The organism is Rhodococcus sp. YH3-3 (assembly GCF_001653035.1).
GTDB lineage: Bacteria > Actinomycetota > Actinomycetes > Mycobacteriales > Mycobacteriaceae > Rhodococcus_F > Rhodococcus_F qingshengii.
This window is the reverse complement of the sequence record NZ_BCWH01000002.1, coordinates 1588241-1612082: the sequence shown is the minus strand read 5'-3', so window position 1 is coordinate 1612082 and position 23842 is coordinate 1588241. Positions and strand designations below refer to the sequence as shown.

General features: G+C 60.6%; 31 protein-coding genes and 1 tRNA gene. 7 read left to right on the top strand and 25 right to left on the bottom strand.

Annotated features, from left to right (window positions below):
• Positions 1 to 252 precede the first annotated feature (252 nt).
• The 15 genes from YH3_RS20500 to YH3_RS20430 form a co-directional block, all read right to left on the bottom strand.
• A complete protein-coding gene (locus YH3_RS20500) occupies positions 253 to 618 on the bottom strand; it encodes a helix-turn-helix domain-containing protein (RefSeq protein ID WP_064443952.1) in 366 nt (121 codons plus the stop codon).
• Positions 619 to 686: 68 nt separating this feature from the next.
• Positions 687 to 1649 carry a recombinase RecT gene (locus YH3_RS20495; RefSeq protein ID WP_064443951.1) on the bottom strand — a complete coding sequence of 321 codons (963 nt, stop codon included), beginning with the start codon at positions 1647 to 1649 and terminating at the stop codon, positions 687 to 689.
• Positions 1646 to 2572, bottom strand: a complete 927-nt coding sequence (locus YH3_RS20490) for a YqaJ viral recombinase family protein (RefSeq protein ID WP_064443950.1) — start codon at positions 2570 to 2572, stop codon at positions 1646 to 1648. The genes YH3_RS20495 and YH3_RS20490 overlap by 4 nt, the downstream gene beginning before the upstream one ends.
• A complete protein-coding gene (locus YH3_RS20485; RefSeq protein ID WP_064443949.1) occupies positions 2569 to 2760 on the bottom strand; it encodes a hypothetical protein in 192 nt (63 codons plus the stop codon). The genes YH3_RS20490 and YH3_RS20485 overlap by 4 nt, the downstream gene beginning before the upstream one ends.
• Positions 2757 to 3074, bottom strand: coding sequence for a hypothetical protein (locus tag YH3_RS20480; protein WP_064443948.1), 318 nt, complete (start codon positions 3072 to 3074; stop codon positions 2757 to 2759). The genes YH3_RS20485 and YH3_RS20480 overlap by 4 nt, the downstream gene beginning before the upstream one ends.
• Complete coding sequence (locus YH3_RS20475; protein ID WP_064443947.1) at positions 3071 to 3781, bottom strand: hypothetical protein; 711 nt, start codon at positions 3779 to 3781, stop codon at positions 3071 to 3073. Before YH3_RS20475 ends, YH3_RS20480 begins: the two co-directional genes overlap by 4 nt.
• Positions 3778 to 3972 (bottom strand): hypothetical protein, encoded by a 195-nt coding sequence (locus YH3_RS20470; protein WP_064443946.1) that lies wholly within the window; start codon positions 3970 to 3972, stop codon positions 3778 to 3780. Before YH3_RS20470 ends, YH3_RS20475 begins: the two co-directional genes overlap by 4 nt.
• The gene (locus YH3_RS20465) at positions 3969 to 4286 is read right to left on the bottom strand and encodes a hypothetical protein (protein ID WP_154100311.1); all 318 of its coding nucleotides are present in this window, start codon (positions 4284 to 4286) and stop codon (positions 3969 to 3971) included. The genes YH3_RS20470 and YH3_RS20465 overlap by 4 nt, the downstream gene beginning before the upstream one ends.
• Positions 4283 to 4654, bottom strand: coding sequence for a hypothetical protein (locus YH3_RS20460; protein ID WP_154100310.1), 372 nt, complete (start codon positions 4652 to 4654; stop codon positions 4283 to 4285). Before YH3_RS20460 ends, YH3_RS20465 begins: the two co-directional genes overlap by 4 nt.
• Positions 4655 to 4772: 118 nt before the next feature.
• Positions 4773 to 4949: a hypothetical protein gene (locus YH3_RS36120; protein WP_193777174.1), complete on the bottom strand. Its 177-nt coding sequence runs from the start codon at positions 4947 to 4949 to the stop codon at positions 4773 to 4775.
• Positions 4946 to 5257 carry a hypothetical protein gene (locus YH3_RS20455; RefSeq protein ID WP_064443943.1) on the bottom strand — a complete coding sequence of 104 codons (312 nt, stop codon included), beginning with the start codon at positions 5255 to 5257 and terminating at the stop codon, positions 4946 to 4948. The genes YH3_RS36120 and YH3_RS20455 overlap by 4 nt, the downstream gene beginning before the upstream one ends.
• The gene (locus tag YH3_RS20450) at positions 5257 to 5508 is read right to left on the bottom strand and encodes a hypothetical protein (RefSeq protein ID WP_064443942.1); all 252 of its coding nucleotides are present in this window, start codon (positions 5506 to 5508) and stop codon (positions 5257 to 5259) included. The genes YH3_RS20455 and YH3_RS20450 overlap by 1 nt, the downstream gene beginning before the upstream one ends.
• Positions 5505 to 6314, bottom strand: coding sequence for a phage antirepressor KilAC domain-containing protein (locus tag YH3_RS20445; RefSeq protein WP_064443941.1), 810 nt, complete (start codon positions 6312 to 6314; stop codon positions 5505 to 5507). The genes YH3_RS20450 and YH3_RS20445 overlap by 4 nt, the downstream gene beginning before the upstream one ends.
• Complete coding sequence (locus YH3_RS35615; protein WP_154100309.1) at positions 6311 to 7111, bottom strand: hypothetical protein; 801 nt, start codon at positions 7109 to 7111, stop codon at positions 6311 to 6313. Before YH3_RS35615 ends, YH3_RS20445 begins: the two co-directional genes overlap by 4 nt.
• A gap of 315 nt (positions 7112 to 7426) precedes the next feature.
• Complete coding sequence (locus YH3_RS20430) at positions 7427 to 7669, bottom strand: helix-turn-helix transcriptional regulator (protein ID WP_064443939.1); 243 nt, start codon at positions 7667 to 7669, stop codon at positions 7427 to 7429.
• A gap of 126 nt (positions 7670 to 7795) precedes the next feature.
• Between YH3_RS20430 and YH3_RS20425 the strand changes: the two genes are divergently transcribed.
• The 3 genes from YH3_RS20425 to YH3_RS20415 are packed head-to-tail and all read left to right on the top strand — an operon-like array spanning position 7796 to position 9979.
• A complete protein-coding gene (locus tag YH3_RS20425; RefSeq protein ID WP_064443938.1) occupies positions 7796 to 8296 on the top strand; it encodes a helix-turn-helix domain-containing protein in 501 nt (166 codons plus the stop codon).
• Between the two features lie 6 nt (positions 8297 to 8302).
• Positions 8303 to 8704 carry an ImmA/IrrE family metallo-endopeptidase gene (locus tag YH3_RS37350; protein ID WP_064443937.1) on the top strand — a complete coding sequence of 134 codons (402 nt, stop codon included), beginning with the start codon at positions 8303 to 8305 and terminating at the stop codon, positions 8702 to 8704.
• A 33-nt stretch (positions 8705 to 8737) separates the two neighbouring features.
• Entirely contained in the window at positions 8738 to 9979 is a 1242-nt protein-coding gene (locus tag YH3_RS20415; RefSeq protein ID WP_082920616.1) for a site-specific integrase, read from the top strand.
• 15 nt (positions 9980 to 9994) lie between these two features.
• Here YH3_RS20415 and YH3_RS20410 read toward each other — a convergent pair.
• The 6 genes from YH3_RS20410 to YH3_RS20385 all read right to left on the bottom strand — a co-directional run bounded on the left by YH3_RS20410 (position 9995) and on the right by YH3_RS20385 (position 14666).
• Positions 9995 to 10068: transfer RNA gene (locus YH3_RS20410), tRNA-Leu, on the bottom strand.
• Positions 10069 to 10102: 34 nt separating this feature from the next.
• Positions 10103 to 11068, bottom strand: a complete 966-nt coding sequence (locus YH3_RS20405; RefSeq protein WP_047270310.1) for a Ppx/GppA phosphatase family protein — start codon at positions 11066 to 11068, stop codon at positions 10103 to 10105.
• A complete protein-coding gene (locus YH3_RS20400; RefSeq protein WP_003946286.1) occupies positions 11065 to 11610 on the bottom strand; it encodes a DUF501 domain-containing protein in 546 nt (181 codons plus the stop codon). Before YH3_RS20400 ends, YH3_RS20405 begins: the two co-directional genes overlap by 4 nt.
• Positions 11607 to 12176, bottom strand: coding sequence for a septum formation initiator family protein (locus YH3_RS20395; protein WP_230691678.1), 570 nt, complete (start codon positions 12174 to 12176; stop codon positions 11607 to 11609). Before YH3_RS20395 ends, YH3_RS20400 begins: the two co-directional genes overlap by 4 nt.
• 176 nt (positions 12177 to 12352) lie before the next feature.
• Positions 12353 to 13639 (bottom strand): phosphopyruvate hydratase, encoded by a 1287-nt coding sequence (gene eno, locus YH3_RS20390; RefSeq protein ID WP_003946309.1) that lies wholly within the window; start codon positions 13637 to 13639, stop codon positions 12353 to 12355.
• Positions 13640 to 13853: 214 nt separating this feature from the next.
• Positions 13854 to 14666 (bottom strand): lytic transglycosylase domain-containing protein, encoded by an 813-nt coding sequence (locus YH3_RS20385; protein WP_154100307.1) that lies wholly within the window; start codon positions 14664 to 14666, stop codon positions 13854 to 13856.
• Positions 14667 to 14806: 140 nt separating this feature from the next.
• Here YH3_RS20385 and efeU point away from each other — a divergent pair, with 140 nt between their 5' ends.
• The 4 genes from efeU to YH3_RS20365 all read left to right on the top strand — a co-directional run bounded on the left by efeU (position 14807) and on the right by YH3_RS20365 (position 19089).
• Positions 14807 to 15709: an iron uptake transporter permease EfeU gene (gene efeU, locus YH3_RS20380; RefSeq protein WP_064444238.1), complete on the top strand. Its 903-nt coding sequence runs from the start codon at positions 14807 to 14809 to the stop codon at positions 15707 to 15709.
• Between the two features lie 14 nt (positions 15710 to 15723).
• Positions 15724 to 16854, top strand: a complete 1131-nt coding sequence (gene efeO / locus YH3_RS20375; RefSeq protein WP_064443935.1) for an iron uptake system protein EfeO — start codon at positions 15724 to 15726, stop codon at positions 16852 to 16854.
• Positions 16855 to 18141: an iron uptake transporter deferrochelatase/peroxidase subunit gene (gene efeB / locus YH3_RS20370; protein WP_064443934.1), complete on the top strand. Its 1287-nt coding sequence runs from the start codon at positions 16855 to 16857 to the stop codon at positions 18139 to 18141.
• A 120-nt stretch (positions 18142 to 18261) separates the two neighbouring features.
• Positions 18262 to 19089 (top strand): glycoside hydrolase family 16 protein, encoded by an 828-nt coding sequence (locus YH3_RS20365; protein WP_052416980.1) that lies wholly within the window; start codon positions 18262 to 18264, stop codon positions 19087 to 19089.
• A 9-nt stretch (positions 19090 to 19098) separates the two neighbouring features.
• Here the strand turns inward: YH3_RS20365 and YH3_RS35610 are convergent, their stop codons facing one another.
• The 4 genes from YH3_RS35610 to YH3_RS20345 all read right to left on the bottom strand — a co-directional run bounded on the left by YH3_RS35610 (position 19099) and on the right by YH3_RS20345 (position 23775).
• Entirely contained in the window at positions 19099 to 19623 is a 525-nt protein-coding gene (locus tag YH3_RS35610) for a hypothetical protein (protein ID WP_144245859.1), read from the bottom strand.
• 729 nt (positions 19624 to 20352) lie between these two features.
• A complete protein-coding gene (locus YH3_RS20355; protein WP_157770437.1) occupies positions 20353 to 21081 on the bottom strand; it encodes a glycoside hydrolase family 16 protein in 729 nt (242 codons plus the stop codon).
• A gap of 107 nt (positions 21082 to 21188) precedes the next feature.
• Entirely contained in the window at positions 21189 to 22346 is a 1158-nt protein-coding gene (locus YH3_RS20350) for a glycosyltransferase family 4 protein (RefSeq protein WP_064443933.1), read from the bottom strand.
• The gene (locus tag YH3_RS20345; protein ID WP_193777173.1) at positions 22339 to 23775 is read right to left on the bottom strand and encodes a hypothetical protein; all 1437 of its coding nucleotides are present in this window, start codon (positions 23773 to 23775) and stop codon (positions 22339 to 22341) included. The genes YH3_RS20350 and YH3_RS20345 overlap by 8 nt, the downstream gene beginning before the upstream one ends.
• Between the last annotated feature and the right edge of the window lie 67 nt (positions 23776 to 23842).

The following is a 23842-nucleotide window of genomic DNA, read 5'->3' as shown; positions in this document are numbered from 1 at the left end:
GTGAGGTACTCACCTAGAGCAACCAGAAGGATTGGTATGTGGTTGGTGTTTATGGGTTGGTAAATATGGTGGGGTGACATGGGTGTCACTTAGACTTGCTCGAAATGTCACTTAGACTTTGCGAAATGTCACTTAGACTTGCTCCAAATGTCACTTAGACTTTTCGGTTTGTTTTCTGAAATCGGTAGTTATCCACAGGATTTCGAGCCTCTATCCACAGCCTGTGGAAACAATCTCTAGGTGACACCCATGTCACTTAGACTCTGCGCCATCAGGATCCAGAACAAGCCGATCGAGAACGTCTGGCGGAACCGTCAATTGGTACTCGTCCGACATCGACAGGTGCCGATTTCCTTTCTTCGAACGAGTCACGAAACCGTTGTCTCGAAGCCACCCGAGGTTCCGGATGACGGTCCGCTCCGAGACCTCCATCGTGCGGCCCAGAAGTCCGATTCCGGGATAGATCCGCGACCCGTCGCTATCCGAAAACGTCGCCAACATCAGCGCCAGATACTTCGCGCCCGAGGGCATGCTGACACGTCGGACGATGCCCTCCCAGACGAACCGATCGACCGACTGCTGCCCGTCCTCGAACTCGATCGCTGGCTCTGCCGTCATGGTTCAGTTCTCACCTTGCTCGCCCGGGCCGCCACCGAAGAGACGGCCCGAGCCTGTTGCAGTTGGACTTACTCGGCCGGTTCTTCGCCGGTTTCGAGAAACTGGATCGTGGTCGCCACCTCGGCGCTCGTCAGATCCTCGAGCCCGGAGAGTTCCTGCCCCTGCGGCCTCTCGAGTCGACCTGCGAAGAATGCCGCCCGCTCCGACACTTCGATCCCGTGCTTGTCCAGCGCCGCGAGCAACTCCTGCAGCTCATCCGGCGTCGCACGCGCTTCGATCACGGTCTGCTCCGGTTCGGCCGTGACACCGAGCGCGGCAGCCAAACCAGCGGTGCCACCCTTCGGCGCCGGCACACGTTCCGACGTCACCGACGTCGACTCGGCGTCGATCACCTGCACAGCGTCCTCGAGGACCATGCCCGAGAAATCGTTCGGGTACGCCTTCTTCCATGCCGCAGCCTCTGCGCACTTCGCGAGCTGGTTGGCCGGCATCTTCGCCCACATCGAATTCGGATGCTGCTGGCCATCTTTGGAGTACGTCTGCACGTATTCGCCGTACATCGCGACCGACGAGTACTTCACACCGTTCTTGACGACGACGTACTTTGCTGCCAGCGGCGGACGATTCGGGTCCAGCCACACGTCATCCCATCCTCCGTCGGCACCGCGCCAGAACGGACCCTCGACCGCGATGTCGTCACCAGCGAGACGCGCCAGACGGTGACCGGTCACCCGGTAGCCGTCGATCCCTGTCTGGATCGTGTACTTCATGACCCACTCTTCGTCCTGACGCTTCGCCCGCTCATTCCACACCTTGATCTTCGTGCGGCGACCGAGCATGTAGATCTGCTTCGCAAAAGGATCCAGACCCGTGCGCTTCGCCTGATGGAAGAACAGGTCGAGGTCGCCCTTCGGCGCATCCTCGACGCCGAGCTGCCGGAGTGCCGCCACCTGCACATCGGTAAACGTCGACTGGTTCGGGTCGATAACGAGATCGGTCGTGTTGCCGCGTACTGCGATCTGGTTTGTCATGCTGAAAGTTCCTTCACTGTTTCGGGATTCAGGATCGAGGCGGGATCGAGCTTCGTGTTGGCGTAGAGCGAGATATTGCCGCCCTTGCCTGGTCTGCGTTCGGCGATTTTGAGGTCTCCGCACATCGCATACTTGGCGTTGCCCATGGTGTTGAGGACGGAGGTCTTTCGGCCTCGGTGGCGATTTGTCAAGGCCTTGAGTTCGCCATCGTCGGCGAGGTAGTCGAAAGCCTGCTCCGCTGAGATCTGCACCTCGGTTCCATCGATGTCGGGATGCAGGCGCCGAACCGTCGCGTACGTGCTGATCGAGTCGTCGAGTTCAGGCGGAATCCCAGCAGCCAGGCTGGCATTCCATTCCCTGACGCGGCCCAGGATCAGTTCCGCGACAACCGGATCGTGCGCGATCGTGTAGATCTTCGGCTTGCCGTACTGCGGCCACAGGACAACGTCCGACGGGTCGAGCCAGCCGGTGACGATCTGCTGCCAGATCACCTGCGCGGTGTAGTCGGCGGGCACTTCACCAGATCCGTCGTCGCCCCACTCGGCGAGGTCGCGCGCCGTTTTCTTCTCCACACCGCGGCGCTTCGATCCGCGTGAACCACGGGCATCGACGGTGGCGGCGTTGGGGAATCCCAGTTCGTCATTGGTGTACTGGACCTCGGCTCGCGAGAGCTTCCACCCGGGATTCTTGTACCGCCAGTACTCGGCGGCCGCCAGCTCCGCCGCATGCCCGTAGTCGAAATCGTCCTGCTGTGCCTTGCCGATCGGCTCCGGCGTCACGGTGCCGGCCATCTCGTGCCACAGCGAGAACTGCGACTTGAAACGCGAGATACCGAGGATGGACGGGATCTTCGACGCGGTGATTATCTTCAGCCACTCCGGCGAGCCCGGTACGGCCTTCGTCGTCACGAGTCGCGAGGTCATCTTCGGCTCCGATCAAGTGTGAGGTTGTCGTGATGGGTGGCCCAGATATTGGCGCCGTACTGGACGTTCACGAGTCCGCGGTTCGCAATGTCGACGCTGCGGATGATTCCGGGTTCGGTTGCCAGAGTTGCTGGGTGCGTGTAGATCACCCGTCTGCCGACGTTCTCGATGGCTTCGGAGAGTTTCATTCCCACTCACCTCGCATTGCAGCCTGGACGTCCTCGCGACGTTCCGACTCGACACGCGCGCGTTTGAAGTCGGCCGGATCGCCCTGGCCGCCAAACACGCAACTCGGTGCGCACGGCGCGGACCGCCACTTCCCACACGTTCCACACCCCCAGGTGATGAAGGTCGGCACCGCGGGGAATGTCGCAGGTTCACGCGTCGGGAACTTCTCGACGCAATCCGCGACGAGACTCTCGTACGCGTGATCGACCTTTTCGCCGATCTCCTGCTCGTACCAGTCGGGGCTGTTGACCGGATCCTGCAGTGGGTCAGTCACTTCGCCGCCTTGGATGCACGCTTGGCGGTGCGCTTCGGCTTCTCAGGTTCGGGCGTCAGGAATTCTTTCCAATCCGACGCAGGCGCCCCGTGCTCGGCGATCCGCACCGGCATCAAGCACCCGATAAAGTGATCGCCAATTCGCACCAACGCGGGACGAGACGGCGTCGAAAGCCGCACGGTCGCATGATCTCCCTTACGCCACGCAGCATCCTTGAATGCTGTAAAGAGCGCGGTGTTCACACCCCAGAGATCGAGGTCGATCGGACGATCCATCTCTTCAAGAAGGATCCCGACAACGTCGGGGAACTTCTCGTCGGCGAGCGTGACTGTGAGTCTGGTCTCCCCGTCGGCGACAGTGAGCTCTCGACCCGAGGCGGTGAGTTCGACGTTGGGTGAGCGGTCATCCAGTGGACCACCGATCACGCGAAGCAACCGGGTTGCCGTTGCACGCGGCAGGACTCCGATATTGCTACCTGGGCCAGCCAGGTCGGGGTTTGCCGAGCCGTCCGCAGTTTCGGGATTCGGCCTGATGCGGACCAGCCCGAGACGGAATCGGTCAGTCCCAGTGATTGCGAGCTGCCCCTTGATCATCGACAGGTTGATCCCGCAGAGCATCGGAAGCTCACGCTCCTTACCTGAAAACTTCAGTCCGATCGTGAGCGCCTTGGCGAGGTCGCCACGGTTGATGCTGAATGTGGTGCTCATGCTGTTGCCTCCGTGGTCCATTCGATTCGCTTCATCGCGTTGCCCCAGCCCTCGTGATCGACGCCGTGGCCGGCGAGCTTGGCGCAAGTGAGATCCGGTTGCGTTGGGTGAGACTTCTTGCACGGGACGCCGCGGCCGTGACAGGGCTGACCGAGCTTCGTGCATTCGGTGTTGTGAATGTGGTCGGTCATGCCGCCACCGACTCGGCGTCGTGAAGCAACGCGTACAGATGCGGATCACACTGCAGTGGTGTGCGGTTCGGATGGGATCGAGCCCACTCGTCGAGCCGCATGGAATCCAAACGCGTCCACTCGCCGTCGAACCGCGGATCACGAGCTCGCTGCTTCCGCTCGGTTTCTCGCGCTGCGCAATCGAGGCAACGGCAACCGAAGTTGTTGTAGGCGGTCGTGGTGCCGTGGTTCGCGCGAGGGTGAACCAGTCGGCCATCGATGAGGACCCGCTCCGCCATCCGGGCTGCGCGCTGAGTCGCGGTCGGGCGCCTCATGCTGCACCACCGATCGGGCCGAGCGAGGCCATAGCGGCGACCAGCAGGATCGCGATCACCGCCACAATGACGATCGCGGCAACCTTGATGCGGCGGGACGACTTCGGCGCGGGCTCCAGTCCCCATTCAGCCCAGGTGTCGCGGTCGACCACAACCGGCTTCACCTCGTCAGCGAAGCGGATCGCTCCGTTCTCGATGGTGAGCGCGTCGAGGTCGTCGTCATGGTCGACGTCGGAATCGCCGGGCCAGTCGAAAGCCTGCGCAGTGACGAGCGGATCGCTTGGGCCGAGCACTGCGAGCGGCGACGAATCCGGGCACGATTCAGGCTGCACCGGTGCCGTTTTGGGCGTGTTTTGAGTATGCGTCATCACAGAATGTCCTTCGCAGGAGAAATGGGAGTGTGGGAAGTTTGGGCCGGTGGCGCCGGGTTGCCGGCCATCTGGACCGGCACGGTCCTACAGTGGTGACGCCACCGGAGTTGTTGGGCTACATCGGGATAGCGACTCGGAGGCCAGCGGCAGCGGCGATCACCCTGTCGGCGGCGACGATCCGGTCAGCCTCTGACCGTGGAGCCGACGGGAGTTCGTACTCCTCGAGGGCGGCCTCGTAGACCTCGATCGCGGCGAGCGCGCGCTGACGCTGAACCGCTACGACGGCCGTCATGACTCCGCACCATTCGCGTGCTCTTCGACCGCTCTCATGAATCCGGTCAGGTCGGGATCCGCCCAGGGGCCGACGACGCGGGAGACGATCGAAGCGCCCAAATTCAGCACGCCAACCTTCGATGCTTCGTTCTGGAGCTGCGCCAGGACACTCTTCGCATCCTCTTCGGTCTCGAAAACCATCACCCGTGGCTGATGCTGAGACTGAGAGCGACCGAAGAAACTGAACGGCGACGGTTCCGGCTTAGGAACATTGAACAAACTCCCGCTGGGAAGCCAGATCGCAAACTGGCGATTGAACTCAGACATCACTTCACCTCCTCGAGCAGTTGAAACGCGCGGCTGACCAGGCGCGAAGGAGCCATCGTCGTCGGGCGCATCGGCTCAGTGACCTTGCTGCCGTCCTCCTGTCGAATGACCGTGCAGGTCACTCGGACGTGGTCGTAACGGTCGACGCTGATCTCATCGACGCGAAGAGTCCGAACATGGACATCGCGGGCATCGCGGTAGACCTGGCCGACAACGATCCGTTCGCCGCTCGGAGTGGTGTACTCGTTCATGCTGCAGCCTCTTTCGTCCAGCGTTCGACCGCACGTGCAATCGCTTGCGCGCCTTCGGTTGTGATCTTGAGCGTGTGCATGACCTCGCCACGAAATCGCGGTGCCTCATGGCTCTCGACTCGCTGGAAGTACGACTTCTTATGAGCCTTCTCGGTGTAACGGTTGACCGGCTTCTTCCGCTGCTCCTTGTGGGACCAGCGCGTTGCAGTCTCCGTGTAGATCCAATCGTGCTCGATCAGGATTTCGCGGAGTCGCGACTCCGTAAGCCCGAGAGTTGAAGCGACAGTGCTGAAACTCAAGACGTCCTCGTCGGTGACATACCTATCGACATAGTCAGCCTTCGGAGCCATCACCGCGACCTGCGACTGCAGCGCCGCCTTCTCCTCTTCGGCGGCAATCGCCAACTTGAGGATGTCGAGACGAGAGAGCTCCGTGACGGCGGCCGGCGCCGTCTCCGCCTCACGAGTTCGGATCGCGAAATACGCCTGGGCTGCGGCAACCTCCGACTTGCGGGGATCACCGTTCATTGCGACGAGGTAGCAAGCGAAGCGGGAGAGATGCCAGTTTGTGCGGGCGGTCTTTGCGATCGCTTCCCGGCGCCGGGAAGCGTTGCGCATGGGGTCTTGCCCACTGTTTCGCATACTGTCAACGGCCCGATCGATGGCGTCCTCGAACCGTTCCCACTTCTCATACCCGAGTAGCGGCATGAGATCGCGGGCCGACCAGAACTCCGATCCATCCGGATGGACTTGCCGAATCGAGTCGAACGGGGACTCGTCGGGGTTGAAGAGGTTCAGGTCGCTCATGCTGCACCTCCGTTGATGTGGTCGAGCAATGCCAGCTCGGCCGTTCGGGTTTGATTCTTTGCGTATGCGAGGTTGTCGTTCATCTCCGCGAGATTCGACTCCGCAGCGCGCTGAAGGCGCAGTGCTGCAACCTCGTCGACACGTGCGTCACGGATCGCTTCGATGATCGACGCGATCGCGGCCTCGGCCGCCGGGGTTGTCGACGCAGCCCCGGCGACGGGCCCGTCTCCTACAGTTGGGTCACCACAACCATCAACAGCAGGAGAAGAATCGTGGCTACGCTCGCCTATGACGGATCCATGTACAACAGTGACAACTCGACCCTTGCCTATATAAATGCGGTCGCTGACAGCCTCTTTCGTGACGGAAAGGGCTTCCATTTGGCTCTCTTCGGAACCAAGGACAACGGAGACCCCGCTCGAAACATCATCTGGATGCACCCGTCGATTCCGGTTCAATACAGGTACGACTCCACCGACATTGTCCAACTCAACGGCGAGATGTTTGAGGTCTACCTCGATTCCGCGAAGCTTCCTGGAGGAGTGTCGATTGGGGGAGAACCCCTCCCTTACTCCTTCGAGGAGGCCAACGCCAAGGCTGCACTCGAGGCCGACAAGTAAGTCGTCAGCTCCTTTACCTGCGTCGGCATTTGCGCTGTCGCAGGTAAAGGGGCTGGTCAATCCCTTCCTGGCAGGATGGCGGTCGCGCGCGGCTTGTTCGGATTCTCCAATGTTGCGCAGTCTTTCGGACTTGGTGTTAACCACATTTACTGTGTTGGTTCGGAGTGCTGCGATCACTGCCGCTGTGATGTCTTCACGGGTAAGTGGTTGTGCGGTAGTCTCAGTCATCAGATTCCTTTGCTTGGGATTCGGTTGGCCGTCATCTGTTGCTGCAGATGGCGGCTTTTTATGAAGCTGCAGCTTCCTGTTCTGCTATCCAGGCGAGAATTACGCTCTTTCGCCAGACCCTGCGGCGCCCAAGCTTGAAACTTGCTGGACCCTTTCCGATATGCGCCCAGTAGAGCCAAGTTCCCTTCGGAACGCCCGTAGCCGCTTGGCACTGAGTCGCTTGCCAGAATTCGTCGCCGTCCGGAACGGCTGCGATGGTGACGGTCATGCCGACGCCCTCATGTCGTCACGATCAAATTCGACAACTTCGCCGAGGCCAAGTCCGAATGCCTTGCAGACTCCAATTGCAAATCCCATCGACGGCGCTCGACTTCCCCGGCGCACCTCATCGAGCGTGGCGCGACTTGATCCGATCGTCGCGGCGAACGCAGAGTCGGAATTGATGCCCGCATTCCGCTTGAGGCGATCCAATAATCCGGGCTTCATTCGAGCTTCCAGCTCTTGCATAGCTGCCTCCTGCCTGGCGGTGTCTTGCTTACGATCCATAGTGAATCACACACGTGTCACTCATGCAACAACGATTTGATTCACAATGTCTTGACTTCGAGACACCATGTGTCTCATACTTGAGTCATGACGGACATTGACCAGTGGGTACGCCGAGTTACGAGAGGCGATTCGGGTAGAAAAATCGCTAAGGCTGCGGGCGTGCATCCAGCGACCTTGAATCGACAATTGGCAGATTCGGCGCTGACTCCCGAGGTGATCGTGAAGATCGCGCGCGGCTACGGCGAGTCCGCGGTACCTGGTCTCGTCGCCTATGGACTGCTGGTCGACAGCGATATCGCTGAGGTGTCAATCGAGGATGCCCTCGAACGTGCCGAAGATGAGCAGCTTATGGACGAAGTTCTCCGCCGGATGAAGGGCGGCTCTCGAGCGTATGACGCGCCTATTGGCGGCGGAGGGACAGAACCGCTCGCCGGCATGGAAGACGTCAATGTTTTTCGATTGACTCCCGCAGATCAACCGTCAGACATTGATGAAGAAGCAGACGACCTGGATCTCCCCTATGTGGCGCACGAGCCAGGCCAAGACATAGGCGAGGACGACGACGAGTCGAAGTACGATATATAGGTACCCATGGATCAGCTATACACCGCTGCAAAATCCATGGGGATTACCGTGGTTGAGCGATTCCTACCCGGTCACCAGTGGGGACGGTACATCCATTCCAAAAGGCGAATTGTTCTAAGTACTCGACTTCAGTCTCGACAAAAGGCGCATACATTCGGCCACGAACTCGGGCACGCGCACTACGGCCACGAACACGACGACGAGCCCGGTTCAATCATTGCTATCCGCCAGGAGCGTAAGGCTGATGAATTTGCAGCGAAACTGCTGATTGATTCTTACGACTATGAAGTGGCTGAACGGATGTACGGGCCACACGTCCCAACTCTCGCAGTTCAGCTCGGAGTCACCGCGCCAATGATCTACGCCTGGCAATCATTGCAACGGCGAAATGCCCATCGCTCTCGGTAGCTTCTCATCCAACAAAATCTCAAAGGATTATCCATGGCCATTAGACGAAACCGCCGCGCCGGGGTCGAGGATCTTTGGTGGAAATCCGTCACAGTCAACGGCGAGACGGAGAAGGTGGAAACAAAGCTGCATGGCAAGGGGAAGCGATGGCGAGGTAGGTACGTTGACGCACATGGGGACGAACATACGAAAAGGTTTGCCCGCAAGGTTGACGCCAACGACTGGGTCGAGGAATTCACCGTCGAGCATGCGACTGGGACTTGGGTAGACCCGAAACGTAAAGCAACCGCATTCAGCGTCGTCGCCGAGCAGTGGTACGCCACGAAGGCGACGAAGGCCCCAACAACAATCGCCGGATACCGATCACTGCTCGATACACAGGTCCTCCCCCGATGGGGTGATACGGCCCTGGCGGATATTACCTACGAGGATGTGCAGATCTGGGTGACTGGGCTCAGCAAGTCCGGCAAGGTTACGAAGGACGGAACCAAGCCACTCTCGCCCTCGCGAACCATCCAGGCCTACCAAGTTCTCGACCAAGTGCTCCGCTACTCGATTCGCGCCAAACGGCTGGCCTTCAATCCCGCATCGGACATCGAATTGCCACGCAAAGCGGACCCGGACAAGCGTTACTTGTCGCACGAACAGATCCGACGCCTTGCGGCCGAATGCGGCAGATTCCACACGATGGTTCTCGTGCTCGCATACTGCGGGTTGCGATACGGCGAAGCGATCGCACTACGAGGAAAGAACGTCGACCTGAAGACATCCCGGATCCGTGTGCAAACGTCCGTCACGCGCGTCACCGGCGTCGGACTCGTCGAGGGCCCGACGAAGAATCATGCTGCGAGATCGGTACCCATCCCCAAGTTTGTCGTCGACGAACTTCGCGATCGCCTTGACGGATCCGATCCCGACGATCTCGTCTTCCCGAGCCACAAGGGCGGATGGCTTCCACTCGGAGAGTTCCGATGGGTATTCGACACCGCCGCCAAGAAGGTCAGTTTGGACGGGCTCGTCCCTCACGAGTTGCGTCACACTGCAGCATCGTTGGCGATCGCGGCCGGCGCCAACGTGAAGGTCGTCCAGCAGCTCCTCGGACACAAGACTGCGACCCTCACCCTGGACCGCTACGGGCACCTGTTCGCGGACGATCTCGACACCGTTGCGGCCGCTCTCGATGCGGCCGCGGAGGCTTCGAGTAAATCTCCTGCGTACCCTCTGCGTACCCGAGATGGTTTCGAAGGTCGACCCACCCTGCGCGTAGTGCGTTGAGCTGCACCGATCTTGTGCCCCCAGTCGGACTCGAACCGACACTTGACGGATTTTAAGTCCGTTGCCTCTGCCAATTGGGCTATGGGGGCCTTGCCGCACCCGACGGGTCGGGTGCGGCAGGGATCAGACTATCGGGTCGGTCTGAGCTACCGACATCGCGATGCCGTCGAGTATGTCGTGTTCGCTGACAACCAGTTCGGTGATCCCGGCTTTGGCTTCGAACGCTTGAGCCAGCACCGTGGTGATGATCGCTCCGCCGCCGATGACGTCCACCCGCCCCGGATGCATCGGGCCGAAGGCAGCACGATCAACCCGAGGCATAGCAATGAGACGCTCGCACACGTCGAACAGTTGATTGAACGAAATCCTCGACAGGTGCACCTTCTCGGCATCGTACTCCGGAAGATCCTGCGCGATCGCGGCCAGCGTCGTCATGGTTCCAGCGACACCCACCCACGTGTGCGCCTTCTCGACGGGTACGGCCTCGAACGCCTCGGCAAGTTTCGCGGTCGCGAAAGCCGTCGCCTCGGAAACCTGCTCTGCTGTAGGCGGATCCGACGGTAAGCAACGCTCCGTGACGCGCACACAGCCGATGTCGGTGGAGTACGCAGCCTGGACGCCCGACGTGTCGCCGAGGACAACTTCGGTGGATCCGCCGCCGAGATCGACCACCACGAAGGGGCCCTCGGACGGATCGAGTTCTCCCACAGCACCGCTGAACGAGAGGCGCGCCTCTTCGTCGCCGGTGATGACCTCTGCTCCGGATCCGGGAATCACCGCGCCGAGCACGTCCCGCGTCATCGTGAAGAATTCTTCCCGATTCGCAGCGTCGCGAGTAGCCGAGGTGGCGACCATGCGAACGGCGGTTGCTCCGGCATCGGCGATCATCGACGCGTACTCGACCAGCGCGATCCGGGTGCGTTCGATGGCCTCGGGCGCGAATGTCCCTGTCGCATCAACACCTTGACCGAGTCGCACGACGCGCATCTCGCGCCGGACATCCACCAGACGACCGTCGGCGCCGACGTCGGCGATCAGCAGTCGAACGGAGTTGGTACCGCAATCGACTGCGGCGACACGGCGAGTCACCGGTCGGTGTTGTCGGCATCGTCGATGCCAGGCCAGTCCGCGGGAATTGCAGTGCCGCGCAGCTTTCCGTGACCGGCCAACGCGACGGACTCGTCACCGAGCGGGTTGACGCCGGGTCCCTTGGCAAGCGAATGTGCCATCAGCACGTGCAGGCACTTGACACGATCCGGCATCCCACCGCCGGCAAAGTCGGTTCCCAGAGATTCGATCGCGTCCCGCTCGGCAAGGTACGACTCGTATGCCCGTCGGTAGGCCGCGGCAAGTTCCGGATCCTGGGTCAGGCGTTCGGTCATTTCACGCATGACGCCGGCGGATTCCTGACGGCTCGCTTCGGCAGTCAGTCGCGGGTCCGTGAGGTAGTACAACGTCGGGAACGGTGTTCCGTCCGGAAGTTTGGGGGCGGTCTTGACCACGCCCGGCTGACCGTCCGGGCTGCGGTACGCGATCTCGATCACTCCGCGTGGCTCACGGCCCAATTGAGCGGCAACGGCGTCGAGATCCGCTTGTGAAACCTGTGGGGAATTTTCGGACGTGTTGCTCACCCGGTGGGTACTCCTTGTTCTTCTGGCTCTATCGGCGCCAACGGCATCGGGGCCGGTGTCGTCGTCTCGGGAACCACTGGCGGTTCCGAAATCGTTTGCCACAGATCGCGATACCACGGACCTGTGAGCGGTGTTTCCTTTTCCTGCTTCTTCTCGGGTTCCTTGTAGTCACCGGGAAGCTGAACCTGGAACGGGGTCTCGCCCGGTTTGACGTACCGAAGGCGTTCTCGTGCAAGAGCTTCGATGTACGCAGGGTCGCCGAAGCGCGCGTTCTGCCCTTGCAGCTTTCGCAGTTCTTCCTCGAGTACCTGACGTTCCGCCGCCACCTGCGCGGCATCCGAACGCTGGCTGATGTAAGTACGGAGCGGCACTGCCAGTGTCAGCGCCAGCATGAGCACAACCATCGCGAGCACAACTGCCCGACTGGTGGACAAGCCGAAAATGGTGTTGTCCGACTTCGGAAGCCGAGACCAGAACTTGTTGGTTCCGCTCTTCCCCCGGGCCGACTTCGACCCTCGCGCCGACGCTTTCTCGGCGGAGACCCCCGGTTGCGCGGGGTCTGTCACAGCGGAATCGACTGCTTCCGGATCTACCGAAGGTTCCGACACGCGTGGGCGTCGGGCACTGTGTCGACGCGCACGCGACGGTGTGTCCCCACGACGGGAACCACGACCCCCCGGACTTCCGCCGGGGGATCGTGGCTTACCGCGCTGTGCAGACACTACTGAATCTTAGATTTCCGTCAGGCCTCGAAAGCGAAGCGCGGGAACGCAACCTCGCCGGCGTAACGTGCTGCGTCGCCGAGGTTCTCCTCGATGCGCAGCAGCTGGTTGTACTTGGCAACGCGCTCGCTGCGTGCCGGAGCACCGGTCTTGATCTGGCCGCTGCCGACGGCAACCGCGAGGTCGGCGATGGTGGTGTCCTCGGTCTCGCCGGAACGGTGGCTCATCATCGTCTTGTAGCCGTTGCGGTGAGCGAGATCGACGGCATCGAGGGTCTCGGTCAGGGTGCCGATCTGGTTGACCTTCACCAGGAGTGCGTTGGCCGCACCCTTGACGATGCCTTCTTCGAGGCGCTCGGGGTTGGTGACGAAGAGGTCGTCGCCGACGAGCTGGATCTTGTTGCCGATCTGATCGGTGAGTGCGACCCAGCCGTCCCAGTCGTCTTCGTCGAGCGGATCCTCGATGGAAACGAGCGGGTAGGCGTCGATGAGCTCGGCGTAGAACGCCGCCATCTCGGCCGCGGTGCGGTTCTTGCCCTCGAACTTGTAGCCGGTGCCGTCGGTGTAGAACTCGGTGGCAGCGACGTCGAGAGCGAGCGCGACGTCGGTACCCAGCTTGAGGCCGGTCTTGTTCACGGCGATCGTGATGAGGTCGAGTGCTTCCTTGGTGCCTGCGACGTCGGGCGCGAATCCGCCTTCGTCGCCGAGACCGGTGGAGAGGCCCTTCTCCTTGAGAACCGACTTCAGGGAGTGGTAGACCTCGGCGCCCCAGCGCAGCGATTCCTTGAAGCTCGGTGCGCCGATGGGAGCAACCATGAACTCCTGGACGTCGACGCCGGTGTCTGCGTGCGCGCCACCGTTGAGGATGTTCATCATCGGGACAGGGAGAACGTGAGCGTTGGGGCCACCGACGTAGCGGAACAGCTCGAGGCCCGAGGACTCGGCGGCGGCGCGAGCCACGGCAAGCGAGGCACCGAGCAGAGCGTTTGCGCCGAGACGCGACTTGTCCGGGGTGCCGTCCGCGTCGAGCAGCGCCTGGTCGACCGTGCGCTGCTCGGTTGCGTCGATGCCGATGATGGCAGGAGCGATCTCGCCGAGCACAGCCTCCACGGCCTTCTCGACGCCCTTTCCGCCGTAGCGTGCGCCACCGTCGCGCAGTTCGACGGCTTCGTGCTCACCGGTCGAAGCGCCGGACGGCACCGCAGCCCTGGCGAAACTTCCGTCTTCGAGCAGAACCTCGACCTCAACCGTGGGGTTACCACGGGAATCAAGGATCTCGCGAGCTCCGACCTGCTCAATACTGGCCACTGTGTGGTTCTCCTTCGAATGGGCTTCGCATTGGGGCACGCTCTGCGTGCTTGACACTTGGGCTCCGACCCCTCCGGTCGAAAGAGGACCACGATCGCGGCTGGGCCTCTGCAGTGCCAGCACCTCTGTAGTGCCAGCACACAGCCTAACCGCACGGGCCGAAGGCTTCTTTATCGACGCGCGGTCACGGGTCCGACCTGCGGATCGATCACCGTCAGTCCGGCCGTACCCCGACTGAATACGCCGACGCACGATCACGAACGAGCGCGAGATAGTCGCCCGAGAGGTTGTACGCCATCAGTGCCTGCTGCCATCCGGCAGCGGAAGTGAGGTCTCCCCCGCGGGCACACAGGTAGCGGGCGGCCGCGAGGGCAGCGTCGTCGATGTTGTCGGGGTCCACCCGGCCGTCGCCGTTGGCGTCGACTCCCCATTTGAGCCACGTCTCGGGGATGAACTGCATGGGCCCCATCGCACGGTCGTGCACTGGATCGCCGTCCATCGCCCCGCCGTCGGTGTCGGGGATCTCGGCAACTCCCGGGCCACCGTCGAGAGGGATTCCCCGAATGATCGGAGCAACCTGGCCGAACGCGTCGACCGACGAGCCGTCGTAGGTCCCGTGGCGGCTCTCGACGCTGCCGATACCGGCCAAAGTTGTCCACCCGATTCCGCAGCCGGGAAGCGTCTCGGCCATCACCGCGGCGGCGTACCCGTAGGCCTCGATTGCCGTCGTCCCGATCCCGATGTCGTCCGACAATCCCGCTGCCCAGTCGGCGAGTTGATCAGCACTGCGGCCGGGAGCATTGATGTCGATCGGCGGCGTCGGAGAGCCGGTACCTGGGGGTATGCCCTCCGGAATGGCTACTTTCGGTTCGTTCGATCCGCAAGCCACGACGCCTGCGCCCAGCAAAGCTGTTCCGGCAGCTACTGCTGCTACGGCTCGCGAGAGACGCCGGGGACTTCTGCGGGCTGCGGGAGTTCGGTACACCCCTCCATCATCCACATGCGAGTGAACTACTCCCGAATCCATTGGTAAAGAACAGCAAAAGTACAGGTGAGAGCATGGTTCGCCGTCGATGATGGAGTATCTTCTTCTGAGTTAAGGCTGGCCTAGCCTCATGCGTTCGTCAGAAGCTGTTGCACTCACTCAGTCAGGAGTCGCCCGTGCCCGTGTCGGTACTCGCTGCCGCGAGCACACCATCAGTTGCCACCCAGTTATTCGGCAGTGGCCTGATCGGTCTGCGCGAAGGCCTCGAAGCGGGCATCGTGGTGATGATTCTCGCCGCCTACCTCGTGAAGGCCCAGCGCAAGGACGCACTGAAATGGGTGTGGCTCGGCGTCGCGATCGCCGTCGCGATGGTGGCGATCATCTTCTTCGCGATCCACTACGGAACGTCGACGGTCGACGGCCTGACCGCGGAGATCATCGCGGGCGTTGCCTCCCTGATCGCCGTCGTCATCGTCACGATCATGGTCCTGTGGATGCGCACGGCCGCCAAAAACATTTCCGGAGATCTGAAAGCGGGGATGGAGAAGGCGTTGATCGCCGGACCCGTCGCCATCTTGTCGCTGTCGTTCTTCGCGGTCGGTCGTGAAGGCGTCGAGACTGCGTTGCTCATGGTCGGTTACGCCGAGAACACCGCAGGCAGCTCCTGGCCGTTGGTCGGACTGCTCCTCGGAATTCTCCTGGCCGCCGTCTTGACCGTCGCCATGTACTTCGGCGCCCTCCGTCTCAACCTGACGACGTTCTTCCGGTACACGGCGATCTTCCTCATCGTCGTAGCCGCCGGAATCCTCTCGTACGGTGTTCGCGCTCTGCAGACCGGAAACGTCCTGCCGGGCGGTTCGAATCTCGCGTTCAACCTGACACCCGGCTACGACCCGTCGACCTGGTACGGCACCGTCCTCGCCGGAATCTTCAACTTCCGCCCGGACCCGACCGTCCTGCAAACCGTCGCATGGGTCGTCTACCTCGTAGTCGTCCTCGCGCTCTTCCTACGTCCCCTTCCGTCGAGCCCATCGGAACCGACAACCCCGCCTGCGCACGACACACACGTTCCCGAAAAATCCTGAGAGGCATTGCCGACATGCGTAAATCCACCCTCGTACTGGCCACGGCCGCGGTACTTCCCTTCTCCCTCGCCGCATGCACCGAGAAGACGACCGCGAGCGACGGCGACATCGTCGTCACGGCCACCGACGATTCGTGTGACGTCAGTGCCACCACTGGAACCACTGGCAGTTCGACGTTCCAGGTGACGAACAACGGCTCGAAGGTCACCGAGTTCTACGTCTTCGCCGAGGGCGATCGAGCGATGGGCGAAGTCGAGAACATCGGCCCCGGCCTTACCCGGCAGCTGATCGTCTCCCTCCCCGAGGCTGCGACCTATCAACTCGCGTGCAAGCCGGGCATGGTCGGAACCGGCATCCGTCAGGGCTTCGTCGTCACGGGCGATTCGCAGGCGGCCACCGACGGGAGCGGCCAACTCGCCGAAGCTGCCGACGGCTACCGGAGGTACATCCGCAGCCAGATCGTCGCGCTGCAGGACACCGCAGCTCAGTTCGTCGCCGCCGTCCAGTCCGGCAACGTCGACCAGGCGAAGGCACTCTTCCCGATCGCACGTACCTACTACGAGCGCATCGAACCCGAAGCCGAGAGCTTCGGCGAACTCGATCCCAAGCTGGACCTGCGCGAAGCGGATCTGGAGCCCGGTCAGGTCTGGACGGGATTCCACCGCCTCGAGAAAGATTTGTGGGTGACCGGGCTTCAGCCGGATACCAACGCGGTCGCCGATCAACTGCTCGAAGACATTCAGTATCTTACCGATCAGCTGAATGCCGAGGATTACACGATCGATCCAACCAAGATCGCCGGCGACGCCCAAGGACTGCTCGACGAGATCTCGACTTCCAAGATCACCGGTGAGGAAGACATCTTCTCGCACACCGACCTGTGGGATTTCCAGGCCAACGTCGACGGCTCGCAAGCGGCGATCGCGGCACTGAACCCGATCCTGCAGGAACGTAATCCCGAGCTCGCCCAGCGCATCGCTGACCGATTCGCCGACCTCGACGCTGCGCTGGCGCAGTTCCGGGTCGGCGACGGATTCGTGTACTACGACACCGTCACCGAGGCGCAGCGTCAGGAACTCTCGCGTAAAATCGATGCACTGTCCGCCGAGGTCAGCCAGGTCCAGGAAGTAGTCGCGGGACAGTAGATGACTGATTCACCAGAAGGCACACCCGCTGCGGAAAACGCAGCACCGCACGCAGTCTCACGGCGCCGACTGTTCGGCGCCGTGGGGGCCGGCGCCGTCCTGGCCGGTGCCGGTGCCGTCATCGGGCGGGTGACCGCCGACGAGAGTTCCGGCGCCGATCACGCAGACGTGGTCGCCTTTCGCGGCGAGCATCAGGCAGGCATCACGACGCCGGCCCAGGATCGTATGCACTTCGTCGCTTTCGATGTGACGACGAAGTCGCGCGACGAACTGATCACGCTGCTGCAGACGTGGACGGCGATGGCCGAACGAATGACGGCGGGTCAGGAAGCAACCGAAGACGGAGCGACCGGCGACGGTCCGTATGCACCACCGAGCGATACGGGTGAGGCACTCGATCTCGCGCCGTCGCAACTCACCCTGACCATCGGATTCGGACCGTCACTTTTCGACGACCGTTTCGGGCTCGCAGTCAAGAAACCTGCTGCCCTGCTCGATCTCCCCCACTTCCGTGCGGACAACCTCGATCCGAATCGCAGCGGGGGCGACATCGCCATCCAAGCGTGCGCCAACGATCCCCAGGTTGCCGTCCATGCGATCCGCAACCTCGCGCGAGTCGCGTTCGGGACCGCGTCGGTCAAATGGTCGCAACTCGGGTTCGGACGAACATCCTCGACCTCGACGACGCAGGCGACACCACGAAATCTGTTCGGGTTCAAGGACGGAACAGCCAACATCAAGGCGGAAGATCCAAACGCACTCGCCCAGCACGTCTGGGTTGATCCCACTGACGATCAGGCCTGGATGGCGGGCGGATCATTCCTCGTCGCCAGACGAATCCGCATGCTGATCGAGCAGTGGGATCGCGCAGTACTCAAGGAACAGGAAGCTGTCATCGGCCGCTCCAAACGCAGCGGAGCGCCGCTCGGTGGCAAGGACGAGTTCGACGAGCTCGATCTCGATTCCAAAATGGGACACGACTTCGTCATCCCGGAGGATTCACACGTGCGCCTGGCCTCTGCCGAGGAACTCGGTGGGATTCAGATCTTGCGCCGCGGATACAACTTCACGGACGGCTCCGATGGCTTCGGCCACCTGGACGCGGGACTGTTTTTCGTTGCGTACTGCCGGAATCCGGTCGAGCAGTTTGTTCCGATGCAGCAAAACCTTTCACGACACGATGCGCTGAACGAATACATCCAGCACGTCGGTTCTGCGGTCTTCGCTTGCCCCGGCGGTCTCGCCGACGGGAGCTACTGGGGCGAAACACTGTTCAACCCCAAATAGTCGATCAATTGGTTGGATACCACACTTGCTAACAAACTTCGAGTAATTTTATATATCGAACTGATAACAATCTTGGGATCAATGGTCCCGAAGGTGATATCTCGCCCATACGATCTGCGCATGAGAATTTCAGCACTTCTTCGAATTGCCCTTCTTTCAACGACTCTGGCGACGGCAACGATTAGCTTGCCTCCTCTTATGTCGCCAGCACGCGCAGCAGATCGTTTTACGGTCTATGCATACGACGAGTTCAATGGCCCTGCAAATTCAGCCCCCAACCCAGCCATCTGGCGCTACGAAACCGGCGGAGGTTGGGGGAACAACGAAAAGCAGGTGTACACCGACTCGCGGTCCAACTCGAGACTGGATGGGCAAGGAAATCTCCTCATTCAGGCCCAAAAAGTAGGCAACACAATCACTTCCGCACGACTTGGAACTTTCGGCAAGGTCGACTTCACTTACGGACTAGTCGAGGCGCGAATAAAACTGCCAGCAGGAAAGGGCATGCATCCGGCATTCTGGACGCTCGGCACGAATCTATATACAGCCGGTTGGCCCGGCTGTGGCGAAATCGACGCAATCGAAACCATCAACGATGCGAAGACATACACGAGCGCCGTGCACGGCCCTACCAAATCAGGAACACGAGTGACCGGAGTTTGGGACCGCAGTGTCGGCGGCGCACGACCCGGCACCGACTTCACCGCATTCCACACCTACGGGATACTCAAGCGGCCCGGACGAATCGAGACCTACATCGACGGCGTTCGAATGCTGTACCTCGATCGGTCACAGGTATCCGGAGCGGAGGCATGGGTGTTCGACGCTCCCGCATACACCTTACTGAATATTGCCGTTGGTGGAACCTGGCCAGGTTTAACCGATTCCACCACACCTTGGCCATCCACGATGACTGTCGACTACGTACGTTGGTTCCACGAGAACTGATACGCGGAGTTACCGACATTCATCCAGCAGTGCGGTGGGATCGCAAGCGACCGCTCGAAGCACCCTCCTGATCATTTCGGTATCGAATACGTTGCTGTGGAAGGTAACTGAAAAGTGACGTCGCCCATCGATCTCTGCACCGAGGAACGCGATTCCTTCCGCTCCATATGGATCGGTGGCCGCCACACACAGCGGATCGCCTGTCCATCTGATTTCATCCGAATTGGGAAGACGACCTATGTCCGAGTATGAAACCAAGGCGTGAGGCTTGATGCTCACGCTCGCCTCGGCGACCGTGGCGTGGGACCTCCCGAGGACCGAAGCTACAGTCGCCTTCGCACTGATCGCTGAAAGGGTCAGCAACGGGTGACCCGAAACGAGTGCCCCCGCGATACCCCGACTGACCTCCGACAAAGTCACGGATTCACCCACCGGAACATATTGCCCCACAGCAAAATTACCATTGACCACGGTCGACGGATGCGCATATCTGCGCGCGTCCATCAACACGAGCGCATTGGACGCGGTTTCCACTCCATGACCTCGCAAGGCAGCAAGAAAAACAAACAGTGTTATCGCGCGCAGAGACGCCGACGGTGCGTGCTCGTCGCGCCAGCACACTAGTCGACGTGCAACTTGCGGATCCATCGGGAGCGAAAGACTGACCGGGTTGGGCCGCCAGGGCGTTCGGCGAGTCGCCGAAACCGCCTCAATCCGTGTTCCACGCACGTGCGAATGCCATCGAACGGCCGCTCCGAGCCGCCGAGGATCAGCTGCAAAAGACCGAATAATTGTGCGCGACAAAGGAAGTCTCGACTCCGCTGTATGCAGAGATGAGGGTAGTTGCCCTGATTGAGCGGTGCTGACAAGGGCAGCCCACAATCGCGAACCACCGATCCCGTCGGAGATGCCGTGCGAACCCAAACATGCAACATACTCCCCCGACGCAACGATTCGGATCGACGAGTGCGTCAAATCCGAATTGAATACGGCGGTCGCAAATCTCGAAATGTCCGCCGCGTCGGTGGGCGGAACTTCTTCGACTGCCGCGCCAACAGCATCCGGATCGAACAGCCAACGACGGCGAGAGGAATCCGCGCGCAATCCGAACCTCGTCTGCGGACCGATCCGAGCAATCTCGATCAGCGCGCTCCGCAGATCACTCGACGAGATGACACCAACTGGTCCGCCGATGACGAGCGCACGATCACGAACCCGCATCTGATCAACTGCAGAAATTTTGTACCTAGACATTATTCACTTTCAAGGCGTGAATCGAATCCAGTCGACGGTCAAGGTCGACACCTCCGGGGTGGTTGCATCCGTCGGCCCGGGCCATTCTCCGCCCACCGCTATGTTCATTACGACATAGAACGGCTTGTCGAATACCCATTTGGAGCCGTCCGGCGACTCGCTGCGCAAATACTCGCCCACCATTACACCGTCGATGAAGATCGAGATGGAGTCAGATCTTCTCGTCACCTCGTAGACATGGAAGGTGTCCGAGGCATCACCGCCGAGATAACCATCCGACGACATCTTCCACTTGCCTTCTGTGTGTGCAGAAGGATCGGACCACGGACCGTGGATTGCGTTGTGATACTCAGTGGCATTGTGCACCAACTCCATTACATCGATCTCGCCGCTCTCCGGATAGCCCACCGTCGCCAAATTCTCGCCGAGTAACCAGAATGCCGGATGGATTCCCTGCGCCATCGGGAACTTTATGCGGGCAGAAATCGTGCCCTCGGTGAACGAAAACTTGTCCCTTGTCACGATCCTCGCTGAAGTGAATCCCCCCAGGACCCGACGAGCTTCGAGCACGAGATTACCGTTTCCATCCAAACGCGCGTTTTCGGCGTTGTCGGTATAGATCTGCTTCTCCTGATTTCCCCAACCTCCGCCCCCGACATCGAATCCCCACATCGCCGCGTCAGGAGAATCCCCTGCAGCACCATCGAATTCGTCTGTGCCGAAATCGCTTGAGACCATTCGCATCATTGGACTCGGGGGTTCACCGGTGGTGCACGAAGTAGCCAATAGTAGTGAGGCCACCGAGAGAATCATCCCAGCCCGCACCACGACACGCGTACTCCCACTCATTTCGCAACCCTTCGATAGACGTCAATCAGTCGATCAGCTCGCGCTGAGACCGCGTGGTCCTCCAATACCGACCTGCGTGCACCGGTCACCAACCGAGCGCGAAGCTGCCTGTCATCCAGAAGGGACAGAATTCTCCCGGCCACGTCTGCGGAATCACCCGGTACGGACAGCAGTCCGTTTTCACCATCGACGACGTAATCGAGGAAACCGTCGGTCCGACTGGCCACCACCGGAGTACCAACTGACATCGCTTCGATCGCTATGAGCCCGAAAGGTTCTCGCACGGAGGGAACACACAGGATGTCAACCGACCGCAAAATGGCCGCAACATCGTTCCGTTGTCCGACAAATCTGACAGCACCAGGAGCCAATTCCGCAGCTTTTCGGCGAAGATTCTCGCCGTAGCGCTCGTTCCCCGGGCTCGACCTGCCAACGATGACCAGATGTAAGTCCTTGCCGCAGGAACGGATCTGGGATACTGCCTCGATCAAGGTGTCGATTCCTTTGACAGGGTCGACCCGTCCAATGACTGCGACCAATGCAGAATCGGGGGCATCGGTGAGCTCAGCTCGCACCGTAGCTGGTCCTGGCGCAAACACCGCCGAATCGACGCCCTGAGGAACTACTGTCGTCTTTCCCTGAGCCGCCTTCGAAAGCTGCTGCCGTGCAGCATTACTCACTGCGATCGCGGCTGAGGCCCCACGAACGGCCGAACTCAGCAGACTCCGACCTCGCCCCGGGTCGAGTATGTCGTGAATCTCGAGCACAACAGGTGTTCGCGCCAACCTGCCAGCCGCAACGCAATCCAGATGTGACAAGAGCGAATTCGAGTGGACGACATCAGCACGCCGAGCATGTACCAAAAGCTTTGAAACCCACGTCGCAGACCGCGGGATCTGCGACAACAACTTCGCCGGAGTCTGAGAAGCGCCAGAGGAATCACGCAGACCGACACGCGCCCCGTCTGGCATCGGTATGAATTCGAGTCCCATCTCGTTCCACGTCTGTTCGAGCTCACCACCAGAGGGCGCGGCCATGACAACGTTCACACCTTGCTCACCGAGACGTGGGAGCAACCGAATAACACTGTGCTCGATACCCGTGACATCGCGAGTCAGCGTCGACGCAAGAATTCGCAGCCTGCGATCAGCCATCGTTACCACTTTCATCCTTAACGGCCACTCGCTCGAAGACTACGAATCCACTACCTTCGAGGAAGACTTTCCACATCGGGTCCAAACGCATTCGTGCCTCCAGATTCGGCAATGCTTCCCGTGGGGAGAGCCCGAAGTACCAATTGTAGAAAACCATTTGATCGGAAATCGCGAAGTACGTTGTCCGGTGGTCAGCGACGAAGTATTCATTGAACTTCGCGTACTCTTCGTCAGTCGCAAAGTCTGCACCGTAGAAAAGAGTCGCGGCCTCCGGTTGCACATCGAACTTCGGATCGAGGCCGGCCAACCGCAGATAAGCCTGAGTTGGCCGATCAGGCCACGCCGGGGACGGAACCCTCAGTACACCATAGGGATCCGCCGACTCCAACACCTCGGAAGCGCCCTTGACTACTGCAGGTTTCGTCAAGTAGGCGAACCACGCACCAAAATACGCTTCTGATGAAGACAGCGTGACACCGATGAGCAGGATGCCCGCCGCTATTAGCTTCATCCTCGAGGCTCGGCACGCGCGGAGCATCGCAGTGACCGGAAATGCAAGCAGCAGGGAACAACCCACCAAACAGTAAAGATAGACACGAAAGATCGCTTCACCACCATAGCCTTGCCCGGCCAGAATGGCGAGGGGAGAAAACGCGACAATCGCGAGAGCAAGTACCGGCATCTTCTTGCGCCACATGATAATTGCCGTGACCGCGGAGGAAACCAACAGTCCGACAGTCAAGAAACGCATCGTCCTACTTGCAAATGCCTGTCCTGCAGTCGGCGTGAGATTCGCTCCGGCGAGGTTGGACTTCGCGTTCGACGTCACGTCGAAAGAGAATTTCGCAAAGTCACCTGCACTGTCCCAGTTGTAGATGAGGAAACCAATGGCTATTGCAGCGAACACGAATGTCAACCACCACGGCCGAAGCATTCGAAAGATCATGAGCGCCAACAGGATCAATCCCATCCAATACGGAGTGAGTTGGTGAGTGACTACTATCGCGCAGAAGACCACGATCATGACGACGACAAGGTTAGGTCGGTCTCGCGAGGATCCAACCAGGGTTAAGAACGCAAGAACTAGGATCAGAGCCAGCGATTGAGGGGCGAAGTAATCCTGCGCCACCCAATTGAGCACCTCGAAGAGAAACGTGGCGGAAATAGCGGTCGGGACATCCAGCCTCCACGCCCTCGCCATGCAGTAGAACAGAATCACCATGAGGAGATGCGCAGCGATCGCGAACCAGTTCGCAACGGTTATGTCCGGCACGCCGGTAACGCGAGAGAACCAAGCCGTTGCCGTGAAGAGGCCAGGCCACCCGTTGTACACATCGACACCTCGTGCCAGGAAATGGCTTCGCTGGATCAGATCCGTGACCCCGAGATGCTTGTACGTCCAGGTATACAGCGGCACATCGGACGCCATGAGTGTCGCGGTCCTCTGCACGAGCGCAACAGTCACCACCGCGCCGAACGCTGCACGGTCGTTCCTT